Consider the following 12599-nt stretch of genomic DNA (forward strand, 5'->3'; position numbering starts at 1 on the left):
AACCAGGGTCATGGTCGCCGAATCCAACTGATCCGACGGCCGTCAGGATCGCTCGCCGACCGGCCCGGTCCGATCGGCCGGCCGGTCGTCAGCGACCGTCAGCAGTTCGGCGCGCCGGTCGAGACGTCGTGAGCTCATCCATTGGTAGCCGACACCCACCACGGCAAGCACCGCCAGGACCGACCACTGCGGCCGGCCGTCGGGCTTGAAGACGACCGCCGCGATCATCAGTACGACGAACGGAAGCGTCATCCACACCCCGAGCCGGGCCTTGGCCGCATCGTGCCGGTTCAGCCGTAGCGCGGCCGCCCGGAGCTCGGGGTCGGCCGGCGCCGGGCCTCGTCGCGCGGCGCGGAACACCGTGCTCCACTCGTCGCGCGGCACCTCACCGATCAGCGCCCGTACTTCGCGCCGCGGCTTCTCGGTGGCGAAAGTCACCAAGGCGCCGTACAAAAGGCCGGCGACCAGTCCGAACAGGATGATCTCCAGCGGATCGGACCAGTGGTCCCAGAGGATGCCGATCGACATGATCGCGCCGAACGGCAGTCCGTACAGCAGGCACAAGATCCATCGCGGGGCGGTGTTCAGGTAGGCGCGCACACCGAACCAGTGCCCCAGAAGTTCGGCGTACGAACGGTTCAACGCTCCCGGTACAGCACGAGGTGCTCGTGGTAGAGGACGCCGTCGCGGACGTCGCCGGTGGCGGTGAAACCGAGGTCGTCGAAGTAGTCGAGGTGGGTGCCGGTGACGGTGTAGCGGCCGGTGTAGGCGCGGAGGCGGCCGTCGCGGGCTTCCTCGTAGCGGCCGTTGGGCAGCAGTTCCTGCCGGATGCGGCCGTCGGCGGTGACCCACATTCCGACGTACGGATGGGGGTCGGACGAGGGAGTGGTGGAGGGCCGGCCGGCGCCGGGGGCCTCGGTGGCGCAAGCGGTCAAGGTGGCGAGCAGGCCGAGGGCCAGCAGGTGCTTCGGGATCATGAGTGGTCCTTTCGGGTTGTCACTGCCAGGGTTCGAGAAGGTGGGTGGTCAGCCGGTGCAGTTCGTCCTGCGCGGTGTGGTCGCGCGCGGACCGGCTCGGCGCCGCGGGGCTGCCGTCGTCGAGGTACGCGCCCGACCTCACTCCGTACGCCGTTGCGGCCTGGACGAGGTTCCGGGCGCCGTGCTCGACCGGCGCGCCGCCGACGCCGTACATCGCGTGCAGCAGGCCGGTGCTGATGACGCCCGGGCTGATGCTGACGATCGTGGGCGCTGCCGGCTGGCGTGCGAGCCACAGCGCGTGCATGATCATCGCCAGCTTCGAGCGGGCGTAGGCGATGGTCGGACTGTAGGTGTGCCGCTCGAGCTGGAGGTCGTCGAGCCGCAGGTCGGCCGACAGATGGGTGGCCGACGACACGTGCACGACCCGCCCACCCGGTCGCTCCAGCAGCAGCGGTGTGAGGCGCTCGGTCAGCAGTACGGCGGCCAGGTAGTTGACCTGGAACGTCGTCTCGTACCCGTTGGCGCTGAGCCGGCGTTCGGGAGCGCCTGGCCGGCCCGCGTTGTTGACCAGGACGTCCACGTGCCCGACCAGGTCACGGATACGTCCGGCCAGGGTGACGACCTCGTCCAGGTTGTCGAAGTCGGCTTGCAGGTAGTCGATTTTGGCCTTGCCGCTCCCGAGCCGCGACAGCGTGGATCGCGCAGCGCTCTCGGGCTCGGGTCCGTGCAGGATGAGGTGGGCGGTGGAATCGTCGTGGGCCAGGTCCCGCGCGGCGGCCAAGCCGATACCGCTGGTCGCCCCGGTCAGGACGATCGTGCGCCCGGAGGCGCCGTGCTCGTCGGCTGCGACGTCGGTCATGACAGCTCCTTCCAGTGCTGGGATCAGGCGTTGCGAGCAGTCTGCAGAACGTGGTCCCGGGACTCCCGTACGTCGTCCCGCAGGGCCGGCAGGTCGACGTCCAGGACAGTGCCGGCCCACTTGCGGACCTCACCGGCGATGAAGACGGCGTCGATGTTGCGCGGGTCGGAGCCGAGCACGAGCGTGCCGATCGGGTCGTTCAGCGGCATGTTGTTCAGGTCCTCGGCGCGGACGACCAGCAGGTCGGCCTGCTTGCCCGGCGTGAGCGAGCCGGTGACGTCGCCGAGCCCGATCGACCGGGCACCCTGCAGGGTGGCGAAGTCGAGCACGTCCCGGACCCCGATCCGGCTGGGCGTCGCGGTGGTGCCGTAGGCGCCGTTGACCGCGCGCATCCGCTGGATCGCGTGCAGGGTGCGCATCTGGGTGAACATGTCACTGGCCAGGGCGACCTCGACGTCGATGCTCAGCCCGGGCCGGATCCCGGCCGCGAGCGCTTCGTCGATGGCCGGGATCGCGCTCTCCAGGCCGATCTGCGCGTCCGAGGTCGGCGCGAGCGAGACGGCGGTGCCGGTGTCGGCCATCGCCTGCCACGCCTCGGGGGTCAGGCCCGTGCAGTGGATCAGCGAGACCTCCGGTCCCAGCAGGCCGTTCTTCGCCCACGACACGATGGCGTTCGACGAGGGCACACCGAAGACGGCGTCGACGCTAACCCCGACGCCCAGGTCGCGGGCCACCCGGGCGAGCCGGTCGCCGTACGCGAGGTCGGGGCCGGCGATCTCGTCGGTGGCCAGCGTGGCCAGCCGCAGCGTGACCAGCTGGTCGTCGGAGCCGAAGTACTGCTCCTTCAGCCGGGACAGATCCGCCGGCCACTGGCCGTCCCACGCACCGAAGTGCGGCCGCATCGAAGCGTGCACGCCGCGAATGCCGGTGTCGATGAGGGCCTCGACGGCGCTGTCGGAGTGCGCGGCGGTGCGGGAGTTGTGGGAGAAGTCGAGCATGGTGGTGATGCCGCTGTCGATCGCGGTCAGCGCGGCGAGCCTGGTGCCGACGTACACGTCGTGGGGCCGGTACGCCGGGGCGATGCCGGACAGGGTGGACATCACGTACTCCCCCAGGTCGTTCACGTCCGGCATGATCCGGCGCAGCTGCGCCTCCCAGGCGTGGCGGTGGGTGTCGACGAAGCCCGGAGCCAGGATCGCGCCGGTCACGTCGATCACGAGCGCGCCGTCGGCGGTGCCCTCGCTGCGCAGGTCGGGGCCGATAGCAACGATCTTGCGGCCTTCGACGAGCAGATCGCCGTGCGGCAGGACCCCGAGCTCGGGATCCATGGTGACGATGGCCGCACCGGTCAGCAGGATGCGCCGGGTGGGGTCGGCGGACCGGCTGCGCAACTGGTCCAGCACAGCGGCCGCGGACGTCGGAGTGCTCACACTGTTGTTCATTCAGATCACCTGCGCCGTCGGCAGGATGGTGATCTCGGTCAGGTTGACGTGGGCCGGCAGGGCGGTCATGAAGGCCACGGTCTCGGCGACGTCGGACGACTGCAGCACGTCGATCTGCTCGATCAGGTCGGCCATCAGCCGGGTGGCGTCGGGGTCGGTGACGTGGTCGGGCAGTTCGGTGTCGACCATGCCGGGCTCGATGGTCGCCACCCGGATGTTCTTGGGCCCGAGCTCCACGCGCAGCAGGCGGGTCAGGTGGCTGATGTAGGCCTTGGTGCCGGAGTAGACGGAGAACTTCTCCAGGATGCGGGTCGCCGCGATCGACGAGGTGGTGATCAGGTCGGCGGGCCGGCCGGCCTCGGCGGTCGCGCTCAGCTGGGGCAGGAAGGCGCCGATGACGTTCATCACGCCGGTGACGTTCAGGTCGATCTGGCGCTGCCACTCGTCCATCCGGAGCTCGGTGATGCCGGAGATCAGCTGGACGCCGGCGTTGTTGAAGACGAGGTCGGCGGTGCCGAGCTGGTCGGCGACCTGGTCGGCCGCGGCCTGGACGGCGTCCCGGCCGGTGACGTCGACGGGGACGGCGAGAGCGGTCCCGCCGGCAGCGCGGATCGAGTCCACCAGCGCGTCCAGCTTGTCCTTGCGGCGGGCGAGCACGGCGACGTTCGCGCCGAGCTCGGCCAGCCGCTGGGCGGTGGCGGCGCCGATGCCGCTGGAGGCGCCGGAGACCACGGCGACGCGGCCGGCCAGCGGAGTACCGGTGAGCAGAGCAGACATGACGGACCTCTTTCAGGAGTTCGGAAGACAGTGGAGGGAGTCGCCGGAACCGACTCCGGCGGGTGGTGCGCTTCGACCGGGCGGAGCGTTACGCCGCGGTGGCGTCGTCGTGCGCGGTGGCGGCCGACTTCTCGCGCCATGGGGCCAGGTCCTGCTCGATCTGGTCGAGCTTGACCTGCAGCCGGTCGAGCGTGTCCGGGCCGAGGTACAGATGCGTCGGCAGCTGGTCCTGTGACGTGACCTCGTAGATCAGCGACGCGCTCTTGACCGGGTCGCCGAGCTGGGTGTGGTTCGCGGTGCCGACCCAGTCCAGCGTGACGTGGGCGGGAGTTCCGTCGTACTCGGTGATCCGGGAGGACGGCAACGACAGTGAGCTGGCGTCCAGGAAGTCGGTCCGCAGGACGCCCGGTTCGACCACCATCGACTGGATGCCGAACGGCGTCAGCTCCTTGGACAGCGACTCGCTCAGGCCGGCGACGGCGAACTTCGAGGCGCAGTACAGGCCCACGCCCGGCTCGCCCTCGAAACCGGACCGCGAGCCGATGTTGACGATCTTGCCCGCACCCTGGCCGCGCATCACCGGCAGGACGGCGCGGGTCATGTCGATCAGGGCGAAGACGTTCAGATCGAACAGCGAGCGGGCCTCGGCGTCGGTGATCTCCTCCACCGCGCCCAGCAGACCGCGCCCGGCGTTGTTGACCAGTACGTCGATCCGCCCGAACCGCTCGACCGCGGCCTGCACAGCCGCGGGAATCTGCTCGGACTTCGTCACGTCGAGTTCGACACCGAGCACGTGATCGGACGTCTTCAGGTCTTCGGGCAGCCGGCCGAGGTCGCGCGCCGCGACGACGACGTCGTTGCCGTCGGCAAGAGCGGCGCGGGCGATCTCGGCGCCCAGACCGCGGGAGGCTCCGGTGATGAACCAGGTGGCCATGGTGTCCTTCTTTCGGCTTGGCTCCGGCGGGGTGTTCCCGCCGCTGACAGTTCTGAGTCTGTCGAGACCGCCAGGGCCGAAGAAGTCCGTGGGATTCCTGGGAGTGCCCTACCTAGGAACAGCGTCGGACTCGGCGCGCAGCCTCTGCTCCGCGCGCTCGCGCAGCCGGTCGAACGCCGCCGCGGTCGGGGTCGCGGGCTCGGCCTGGTAGACGACGAGCTGCTGGCCGGGAGCCCCGTTGACCGCGAACGACGAGAACTGGATGTGCAGGTCACCGACCTCCCGGTGGCGCAGGTGTTTGACGTCCTGGGTCTTGGCCTTGACGTCGTGGCGACCCCACAGGTCAGCGAACTCCGGGCTCTGTGCCGACAGCTCCGCCACCACCTCACCGATCCGCACGGACTCCGGATCGTGCCCGTACGCGAACCGCAGCTCGGCGACGCAGGAGTGCGCCGCCCGCTCCCACTCCTGGTAGAAGTTCCGGCCGGCCGGGTCCAGGAAGACCATGCGGGCCAGGTTGTCCGCCGGGGTGAACCCCTCGTGCAGCGCGGCGGCCAGTGTGTTGCCCGCGAGAATGTCCAGCGCCGGCCCGAGCACGAACGCCGGGGACGTGGACCAGGCGCTCATGAGCTGCAGCAGCTGCGGGCTGACGGAAGTCCCCTCCGCCCGGCTCCAGCGGCGCGTCTCCGGCGCCTGGACCAGTCGCCACAGGTGCTCGGTGGCGTCGGCGTCCAGCCGCAGCGCTCGCGCGACAGCCTCGACCACCTGCGGCGACGGGCTGGACTCCCGGCCCTGCTCCAGCCGTACGTAGTAGTCGCTGCTCATCCCGGCCAGCATCGCCACCTCTTCGCGGCGCAACCCTTTGACCCGGCGGCGGCCGTACTCCGGGAGTCCGACGTCTTGCGGCTTGAGGGCGTCGCGACGGGCGCGCAGGAAGTCGCCCAGCGGTGTGCTGTCGCTCATGTCGCAAGACTAGACGCCCCGTGTGTCGGCCCGGCCTGGTTCTCAGTGCGTTGACGGTGCGTCACGTGTCAGCACCGGTCATGCTCCCCAATCGCGGACTTCGACGACTGTCCGCGATCAGCCTCAGGGCCGATGGACACTCCACCTGTCGGTACGGGTCGGCCGCGGCCTCGCGGGGGTGACGTGTGCCACGGCACGTCACACCCGCGCCTCCGGCGGGGTCGTATGTATGACCGCGGTGTGCGGCCCGCTGGAGGACAGGAGGGGTCGAGCCATGAATCGCCCGTGGAACAACTTGCGCGTCAGGGTCTTTCCCGATCACTGGTCACTGCTGTTCGGGCAGATCGCCTTCTACAGCTTCGTCGTGATCGTGCTCAGCGGCGTGGTCCTGACGGCGTACTACGAACCGTCGGTCGACCACGTCGTGTACGACGGGCCGTACACACCGCTGCGCGGCGTACCGGTGTCGCGGGCGCTGGACTCGACGCTGGCGATCTCCTTCGAGGTCCGTGGCGGGTTGCTGATGCGCCAGCTCCACCACTGGTCGACGCTGATCATGGTGGCGGCGATCATCCTGCACTTGCTGCGGCTGTTCTTCACTGCCGGCTTCCGTCGGCCGCGGCGGCTGAGCTGGCTCGTCGTCTTCGGGCTGCTCATCGTCACGATGGGCGCGGCCCTCACCGGGACCTCGCTGCCCGACGACATGGCGTCCGGCATGAGCCTCGCCGTACTGGACGGTGTGCTGAAGGCGACTCCGTTCGTCGGCTCCGCGCTCTCGGAACTGCTGTTCGGCGGTCAGTTCCCGGGCGATGTGATCGCGTGGTTCTATCCGCTGCACGTCGTCGTGCTGCCCGCCGTACTGGTTGTGCTCTTCGTCGCCGCCGCGGTCCTCGCGCTCAAGCACAAGCCCGCGCAGTTCGCCGGACCTGGGCGGACGGAAGACAACGTCGTGGGACGACCGGCGATCGTGAGCGCGGTGAAGAGCGCCGGTCTGTTCTGCTTCGTGGCCGGGGTCTCCCTCGTGATGGCCGCGACGGCGACCATCAATCCGGTCTGGCTGTACGGCCCCGCCGATCCGGCGAACGCCTCGGCCGGCGTCGGCCCGGCCTGGTATCTCGCTTTCCTCGACGGAGCGCTGCGGCTGGCGCCCGGCTGGGAGTTCGTCGTGTGGGGCAGGACTGTCACCGTGGCCGTTCTGCTGCCGGTCGCGGCCTGCACGCTGTTCCTCGCGCTGGTCGCCGTCTACCCGTTCCTCGAAGAGCGGCTCACCGGTGACCGGAAAGACCACCACCTCCTCGTACGACCACGCCACAACCCCACCCGCACCGGCATCGGAGTCGCCGGCATCACCTTCTACGGCGTCCTCTGGGCCGCCGCCGGCGCCGACACCATGGCCGTGCTGTTCCACCTCTCGGTCAACGCACTGCTGCACGCCTTCCAGATCCTGCTGATCGTCGGCCCACCTGCCGCGTTCGTGATCACCCGCCGAATCTGCCTCGGGCTGCAGAACCAGGACGCTGAGATCGCGGAGCACGGCCTCGAGATCGGCACGGTGATCCGCCAGCCGGACGGCGGGTACATCGAGAAGCACCGCCCGATCGACGCCGAGCGCCGCCGGCAGCTCGCGGGCGCGTCCCGCCCTGCCTCCGGGACCTGAAAGGTGCGCACCTCAGCTCAACCAGCAACACCCGAACGGAGTTCGGCCAGTGCGGCGTGGGCTTCTTCGGTGACCTCGCGCCGTCCCGGCGCGACCGGCAGCGCGACCACGTGCTCCAACGCTCGTCGATAAGCCTCGGTGAAGGCCGAAGGTGCGTCCACCTCGACGTCCGGAGAGATGCCGATGCCCTCCCAGTTCGTCCCGGACACCGGATTGAGGGCGCGCTGCACCGGCACGGATGCCTCCAGGTGCGGGTGGACCCGGAACCCCTCCCGTGGGTGGGCGCCGCCCCGGGTGCGCTCGCCGACCACCACGGCGCGGTCGAGCTGCTGCAGGTTGTAAGTCAGTTGCCTATAGCAAGGACATCGCGCCGGCGGCAGCGGCCCCGGCGTACTTCGGGCTGTAGAGCGACGGCCTGATCTCCAGTACGCCGACGTTCCCGGCGAGGCGTTCCGCCCGGGCCATGCCGGCGGAGGTCAGCTCGACATGATGCACCCAGGCCGCCTCATCAACCGGTCGGCCACCACCGGACCGACGTCGGGAAACACGTAGTGCTCGCGGATCAAGGCCGCGACCTGGTCGATGACTGCCTTGATCTCGTCTGTGCGCATCCAGTCAGTGAAGCACCGCGATGCTCAGGCGTCATCGGCTTCGCGGGCTGCCCACGCCGCGAAGTCGGTCGCGGGCCGGCCCAGTACACGGTCGACACCGTCGCTGAGGTAGGCGTCGTCGCCGCGACGGATCGCACCGAGCATGGCCAGTCTCCAACGGATGTACTCCTCGGGAGTCCCGGCCGCTCGAAGTGCGTCGGCGTGCTCTGCCTCGCCCTCGTCGCGGAACTCGATCGGCCGTCCGGTGGTCTCGGCGAGGATGCGCGCGGCGTCGTGGAAGGTGATCGCGCGCGGTCCGGACACCTCGATCGTCTCCCCCTTCCCCGCACCGCTCGTGAGCAGGCGGGCCGCGACCTCGGCGATGTCCTCGACGTCGACGAACGGCTGCGCGCCGCCCCCGACGGGAGCGACGATGCGGCCGTCGACCGGGGTGAACATGGCTTCGGTGAAGTTCTGCGCGAAGTGCGTCGGGCGCAGGATTGTCCACGGCAGCGGGCCGGTACGCAGCGCCTGCTCGGCGCGGGCGACGTTGCCGTCGGGCAGAAACTCCACACCACGGGCAGACAGCAGTACGGCGTGACGGACTCCGGACGCGGTCTCGAGAAGCTTGGTCAGCCGAGGGCTCCAATCGGTGGCCGAGCCCGGGCCGACGATGAACAAGCCGTCCGCGCCGGTTGTCGCCGGTTCCCAGGTGGCGGGCGAGTTCCAGTCGAACGGCAGCGGGGTCGACCGGCCGACGGCCCGGATGGTGTGTCCGTCCTGTTCGAGCCGGCGGGACAGGCGGCGGCCAACCTTGCCGGTGCCGCCGAGGATGAGAAACGTAGCCATGCCCTTGACGGTAGGCTCCGGCTCCTGGACGGACCATTGGTATTTGTCCGGCTTTCCTTTGAGTTCGTCTACGCTGGTCGGCGTGGACATCCTGGCCGACGAACTCACGCAGGCCCGCGCCCGCGGGGCCGTGTTCTCCGTACTGGGCCGGAACGCACCGTGGGGCTTGGAGTTCAGCGGCACGCGACCGCTCACCGCGCATCTGCTGCTGAAGGGCAGCGGCTGGCTGGAGCTGCCCGATGGTCCGCCGATCCCTGTGCGATCGCGCGACGTCGTCCTGGTGACAGCTGGTACGCCGTACCGGTTGGTGAGCGCGCCCGGTACGCCGGCCGAGCCGATCTCCGAGGCTCGGTCAGCGGGGTCGACAGCGAGCGAACCGGAGGCGGTGATTCTCTGCGGCGCCTACGTCCTCGAGGGCAGCATCGGCGACTCCCTGCTCCACGCCCTGCCCCGCGCCGCCGTCGTCGAAGCCGACCAACTCGCGCCGCGCCATGCGGCGGCGATCGACCTGCTCGCAGCGGAAGCCGCGTCCGAAGGTCCCGGCCAGCAGGCGCTCCTCGACCGCTTGCTCGATCTCAACCTCGTCTACACCTTGCGCGCCTGGTGGTCGCGCCCGGACGCCGAACCGCCGGGCTGGTACCGCGCCGGCGCCGACCCGAACCTCGAACGCGTCCTCCAGTCGATGCACGCCGACCCCGCCGGCGCCTGGACCGTCACCACGATGGCCGGGCTGGCCGGAATGTCCCGCGCCGCGTTCTCCGCGCACTTCACCGCTGTCGTCGGCCAGTCCCCCGCCCGCTACCTCACCGCCCTCCGCATGCGGCGCGCCGAAGACGCACTCACCCGGACGAACGCACCGCTGTCCCGGATCGCTACCGACGCCGGCTACCGCAACGAGTACGCCTTCGCGACCGCCTTCCGCCGCCTCCACGGCGTACCGCCGGGCCGTTGGCGACGCCAAGCCCGCAGCGCATGACGCCGCGGTGGAGACCTATGACGAGGCCGGGGGGCTCCGCGAACCCGGGGATCGTCTTCCAGACGTGACTGCAATCCGGCTCGTTGATGTATGTACACTTTGTGATGTACCTACACCACCTGACCACGCCGGGGAGAAGATGAAGCACAGCCGCAGCCGGCGCTCCGCCGCCTCCGAGTTCGCCGAGACCACGCGCGCGAACTGCCTGGGCATGCGGGTTTCCCGGCTGCACCGGATGGTCGGCCGGACCTACGACCGAGCGCTTCAGCCACTTGGGTTGTCGGTGCCGCAGGTCGAGATCCTGAGCGAGTTGGTGACGGCCGGCGGGCCGGTGCGGCCGACCGCCCTGGCCGCCACCTTGCTGCTCGAGCGATCGACGCTCAGTCGCAATCTGACCCTCCTGCGCGACAAGGGCTGGGTCGCGCCCGCCGACTCGTCACCGACCGGACGGATGATGGCGGTCGCGATCACCGATTCGGGCAGGGCGGCGTTCGCCGATGCCCGCCGCGCCTGGCAGGGCGCGCAGGACCGGATGACCGAGGCACTGGGCCCGTCCGCGCGCGAGATTCTCGACGGCTGGGTCGTCGGTCTGGTCGACGCGCAGGACCAGGGAACGCAGCACTCGCCGCCGCGACCCACCGCGAAATAGCCATCCCCTTCCCCACCGACCGTCGTACGGACGGTCGCTGCCCATCCGCAAAGGCACAGCTCATGAACCAACCCAGCTTGACCTATCAGACCTACACCAGCGATCCGGTCCCGATGAACACGACGGACCTGGTGCCGAACGGCGACCGGCGGATGTTCTCCCCGCTCACCACGACCCTGATCAGCGGCGAACGTGACGCCGTCCTGGTCGACCCGCCGATGACGATCGACCAGAGCGAGCGCGTCGGCGACTGGATCGCCGCCAGCGGCAAGAACCTCACGCACATCTACGTGACCCACGGCCATGGCGACCACTGGTTCGGTACGGCGCCGCTGCTGCGCCGCTTCCCGCACGCCGAGGCGGTGGCCACCGCGGGCACCATCGCAATGATGCGCCAACACGGTTCCCCCGAGTTCCGGGCCGCGTTGTGGGACGCGCAGTTCCCCGGCCAGATCCCGGACTCCCCGGTCCTGGCGACGCCGCTGCCCGGCAACAAGTTCTCGCTCGAAGGCCACGACCTGATCGCACTGGAGGTCGGCCACTCCGACACCGACGACACCACGGTGCTGCACGTGCCGTCGATCAGCCTGGTCGTGGCCGGCGACGTCGTCTACAACGGCGTACACCAGTATCTGCGCGAGGCTGCCGACGACGGCATCACCCGGTGGCTGCGGGCGCTCGACCAGGTCGAGGCGCTGAAACCGGCTCACGTCGTGTCCGGCCACACCGATCCCACCCGCGACGACAGCCCGGCCACCATCGCAACCACCAGGGATTACCTCACCGACGCCCAACGCCTGCTCGAGGACAAGCCGTCCGCGGTCGAGTTCTTCGACGCGATGCTCGCGCTGCATCCAGATCGGCTCAATCCGGGCGCCCTCTGGGGCGGTGCACTCGCTCTGCTCGGTTAGCCGATCCGCCGTCCCGGACGCGTGAACCAAGGCCCGATCTGACGAGGACGCAAACGACATCCCCCCTGACGGGCGGCGGCATCGGAGCCCAGTACCCCGGAAAATCCCGGGCACCGTCGGCCGGATGCGCGAGGATACGCAGATGCGCTTCTCGATCAACATCCCGAACTTCGGCGACTTCGCCGACGCCCGTACCGTCGCGCGGGTGGCGACCGCGGCCGAGCAAGCAGGGTGGGACGGCCTGTTCGTCTGGGACCACGTCGTGCACAGCAAGGCCCAGCGGCGAGGGCAGCCGTTCGGGGATCCCTGGATGCTGCTGACCGCGGCCGCGCTCGCGACCTCGCGGATCACGCTCGGCACGCTGGTCACCCCGATCGCGCGGCGCCGACCGGAGCAGCTGGCCCGGCAGGTCGCGACGCTGGACGGCATGACCAACGGCCGGGTGGTCTTCGGCGCCGGCCTGGGCGGACCGATCGACGACGAGTTCGGCAGCTTCGGCGACGAAACCGATCCCAAGGTACTCGCCGGCCGACTGGACGAGGGCCTCGACCTCCTCGCCCGCTACTGGTCCGGCGAGGCCGTGAACCACCACGGCGAGCACTACCAGGTCGACGACGTGACGTTGCTTCCAGCAACCGTCCGGCGACCGAGGCCGCCGGTCTGGATCGCCGGCTACTGGCCCCGCAAGGCACCGATGCGCCGCGCCGCCCGCTGGGACGGCGCCGTACCGCTGTTCCAGAACGCCAACCACGGCGAGGCCCCACCCGTCGACGAGCTGCGCGACCTCACGGCGTACCTGCAGCAGCACCGCACCGACCCGACAGCGCCGTACGACATCATCGTCGGCGGCATCAGCCCCACGAATTCGGCTGCCGCCCGCGCCCTCATCGAACCCCTCGCCGAAGCCGGCGCCACCTGGTGGGACGAGCGCCAACTCATCACCGGCACCGACTTCTACCGCCTCGACCCCGTCCTCCGCCGCATCGAGCAGGGCCCTCCGACGCTGGGCTGAGCG

The 12599-nt window shown here is 70.0% G+C and carries 16 protein-coding genes; 5 read left to right on the forward strand and 11 right to left on the reverse strand.

Annotated features, from left to right (window positions below):
- Nucleotides 1–42: 42 nt before the first annotated feature.
- From BWI15_RS11355 to BWI15_RS11385, 7 genes are all read right to left on the reverse strand, one after another.
- On the reverse strand, nucleotides 43–642 hold the full coding sequence (locus tag BWI15_RS11355) for a hypothetical protein (protein WP_077014290.1): 600 nt from the start codon (nucleotides 640–642) through the stop codon (nucleotides 43–45).
- Nucleotides 639–977 carry an Atu4866 domain-containing protein gene (locus BWI15_RS38335; RefSeq protein WP_083750688.1) on the reverse strand — a complete coding sequence of 113 codons (339 nt, stop codon included), beginning with the start codon at nucleotides 975–977 and terminating at the stop codon, nucleotides 639–641. Before BWI15_RS38335 ends, BWI15_RS11355 begins: the two co-directional genes overlap by 4 nt.
- Nucleotides 978–996: 19 nt before the next feature.
- The gene (locus tag BWI15_RS11365) at nucleotides 997–1836 is read right to left on the reverse strand and encodes an SDR family NAD(P)-dependent oxidoreductase (RefSeq protein WP_077014291.1); all 840 of its coding nucleotides are present in this window, start codon (nucleotides 1834–1836) and stop codon (nucleotides 997–999) included.
- Nucleotides 1837–1859: 23 nt separating this feature from the next.
- Complete coding sequence (locus BWI15_RS11370) at nucleotides 1860–3278, reverse strand: amidohydrolase family protein (protein ID WP_077014292.1); 1419 nt, start codon at nucleotides 3276–3278, stop codon at nucleotides 1860–1862.
- Nucleotides 3279–4055 carry an SDR family oxidoreductase gene (locus BWI15_RS11375; protein ID WP_077014293.1) on the reverse strand — a complete coding sequence of 259 codons (777 nt, stop codon included), beginning with the start codon at nucleotides 4053–4055 and terminating at the stop codon, nucleotides 3279–3281.
- 88 nt (nucleotides 4056–4143) lie between these two features.
- Nucleotides 4144–4989: an SDR family NAD(P)-dependent oxidoreductase gene (locus BWI15_RS11380; RefSeq protein WP_077014294.1), complete on the reverse strand. Its 846-nt coding sequence runs from the start codon at nucleotides 4987–4989 to the stop codon at nucleotides 4144–4146.
- Between the two features lie 108 nt (nucleotides 4990–5097).
- Nucleotides 5098–5952: a helix-turn-helix transcriptional regulator gene (locus BWI15_RS11385; protein WP_077014295.1), complete on the reverse strand. Its 855-nt coding sequence runs from the start codon at nucleotides 5950–5952 to the stop codon at nucleotides 5098–5100.
- 274 nt (nucleotides 5953–6226) lie between these two features.
- Between BWI15_RS11385 and qcrB the strand changes: the two genes are divergently transcribed.
- Entirely contained in the window at nucleotides 6227–7609 is a 1383-nt protein-coding gene (gene qcrB, locus BWI15_RS11390; RefSeq protein WP_077014296.1) for a cytochrome bc1 complex cytochrome b subunit, read from the forward strand.
- A 17-nt stretch (nucleotides 7610–7626) separates the two neighbouring features.
- Here qcrB and BWI15_RS38340 read toward each other — a convergent pair whose 3' ends face one another.
- Genes BWI15_RS38340 through BWI15_RS11400 form a run of 4 tightly spaced genes read right to left on the reverse strand, consistent with a single transcriptional unit; the run spans nucleotide 7627 to nucleotide 9138 of the window.
- Nucleotides 7627–7989, reverse strand: coding sequence for a S41 family peptidase (locus tag BWI15_RS38340; protein WP_083750689.1), 363 nt, complete (start codon nucleotides 7987–7989; stop codon nucleotides 7627–7629).
- Nucleotides 7961–8104 (reverse strand): hypothetical protein, encoded by a 144-nt coding sequence (locus tag BWI15_RS39325; protein ID WP_168197292.1) that lies wholly within the window; start codon nucleotides 8102–8104, stop codon nucleotides 7961–7963. The genes BWI15_RS38340 and BWI15_RS39325 overlap by 29 nt, the downstream gene beginning before the upstream one ends.
- Nucleotides 8086–8220 carry a hypothetical protein gene (locus BWI15_RS40450; RefSeq protein WP_269087162.1) on the reverse strand — a complete coding sequence of 45 codons (135 nt, stop codon included), beginning with the start codon at nucleotides 8218–8220 and terminating at the stop codon, nucleotides 8086–8088. Before BWI15_RS40450 ends, BWI15_RS39325 begins: the two co-directional genes overlap by 19 nt.
- 24 nt (nucleotides 8221–8244) lie before the next feature.
- Entirely contained in the window at nucleotides 8245–9138 is an 894-nt protein-coding gene (locus tag BWI15_RS11400) for an NAD(P)H-binding protein (protein WP_202817619.1), read from the reverse strand.
- On the opposite strand from BWI15_RS11400, the gene BWI15_RS11405 reads away from it, so the two are divergent.
- The 4 genes from BWI15_RS11405 (at nucleotide 9131) to BWI15_RS11420 (ending at nucleotide 12596) form a co-directional block, all read left to right on the forward strand.
- Nucleotides 9131–10024, forward strand: a complete 894-nt coding sequence (locus BWI15_RS11405; RefSeq protein WP_077014298.1) for an AraC family transcriptional regulator — start codon at nucleotides 9131–9133, stop codon at nucleotides 10022–10024. The two genes, BWI15_RS11400 and BWI15_RS11405, sit on opposite strands and share 8 nt — an antisense overlap.
- A 7-nt stretch (nucleotides 10025–10031) precedes the next feature.
- On the forward strand, nucleotides 10032–10673 hold the full coding sequence (locus BWI15_RS11410; protein WP_143465495.1) for a MarR family winged helix-turn-helix transcriptional regulator: 642 nt from the start codon (nucleotides 10032–10034) through the stop codon (nucleotides 10671–10673).
- 62 nt (nucleotides 10674–10735) lie between these two features.
- Nucleotides 10736–11584 carry an MBL fold metallo-hydrolase gene (locus tag BWI15_RS11415; protein WP_077014300.1) on the forward strand — a complete coding sequence of 283 codons (849 nt, stop codon included), beginning with the start codon at nucleotides 10736–10738 and terminating at the stop codon, nucleotides 11582–11584.
- A 142-nt stretch (nucleotides 11585–11726) separates the two neighbouring features.
- Complete coding sequence (locus tag BWI15_RS11420; RefSeq protein WP_077014301.1) at nucleotides 11727–12596, forward strand: LLM class flavin-dependent oxidoreductase; 870 nt, start codon at nucleotides 11727–11729, stop codon at nucleotides 12594–12596.
- Nucleotides 12597–12599: the final 3 nt, after the last annotated feature.

The sequence above is a fragment of the Kribbella sp. ALI-6-A genome (assembly GCF_001984195.1).
In the GTDB taxonomy this organism is placed as follows: Bacteria; Actinomycetota; Actinomycetes; order Propionibacteriales; family Kribbellaceae; genus Kribbella.

What these genes read in the sequence shown, in the direction of transcription:
- BWI15_RS11415 (WP_077014300.1), top strand. Translation starts at nt 10,736, where the DNA reads ATGAACCAACCCAGCTTGACCTATCAGACCTACACCAGCGATCCGGTC.
- qcrB (WP_077014296.1), top strand. Translation starts at nt 6,227, where the DNA reads ATGAATCGCCCGTGGAACAACTTGCGCGTCAGGGTCTTTCCCGATCAC.
- BWI15_RS11380 (WP_077014294.1), bottom strand. Translation starts at nt 4,989, where the DNA reads ATGGCCACCTGGTTCATCACCGGAGCCTCCCGCGGTCTGGGCGCCGAG.
- BWI15_RS11365 (WP_077014291.1), bottom strand. Translation starts at nt 1,836, where the DNA reads ATGACCGACGTCGCAGCCGACGAGCACGGCGCCTCCGGGCGCACGATC.
- BWI15_RS11400 (WP_202817619.1), bottom strand. Translation starts at nt 9,138, where the DNA reads ATGTCCACGCCGACCAGCGTAGACGAACTCAAAGGAAAGCCGGACAAA.
- BWI15_RS38335 (WP_083750688.1), bottom strand. Translation starts at nt 977, where the DNA reads ATGATCCCGAAGCACCTGCTGGCCCTCGGCCTGCTCGCCACCTTGACC.
- BWI15_RS11420 (WP_077014301.1), top strand. Translation starts at nt 11,727, where the DNA reads ATGCGCTTCTCGATCAACATCCCGAACTTCGGCGACTTCGCCGACGCC.
- BWI15_RS11385 (WP_077014295.1), bottom strand. Translation starts at nt 5,952, where the DNA reads ATGAGCGACAGCACACCGCTGGGCGACTTCCTGCGCGCCCGTCGCGAC.
- BWI15_RS40450 (WP_269087162.1), bottom strand. Translation starts at nt 8,220, where the DNA reads ATGCGCACAGACGAGATCAAGGCAGTCATCGACCAGGTCGCGGCCTTG.
- BWI15_RS11370 (WP_077014292.1), bottom strand. Translation starts at nt 3,278, where the DNA reads ATGAACAACAGTGTGAGCACTCCGACGTCCGCGGCCGCTGTGCTGGAC.
- BWI15_RS11375 (WP_077014293.1), bottom strand. Translation starts at nt 4,055, where the DNA reads ATGTCTGCTCTGCTCACCGGTACTCCGCTGGCCGGCCGCGTCGCCGTG.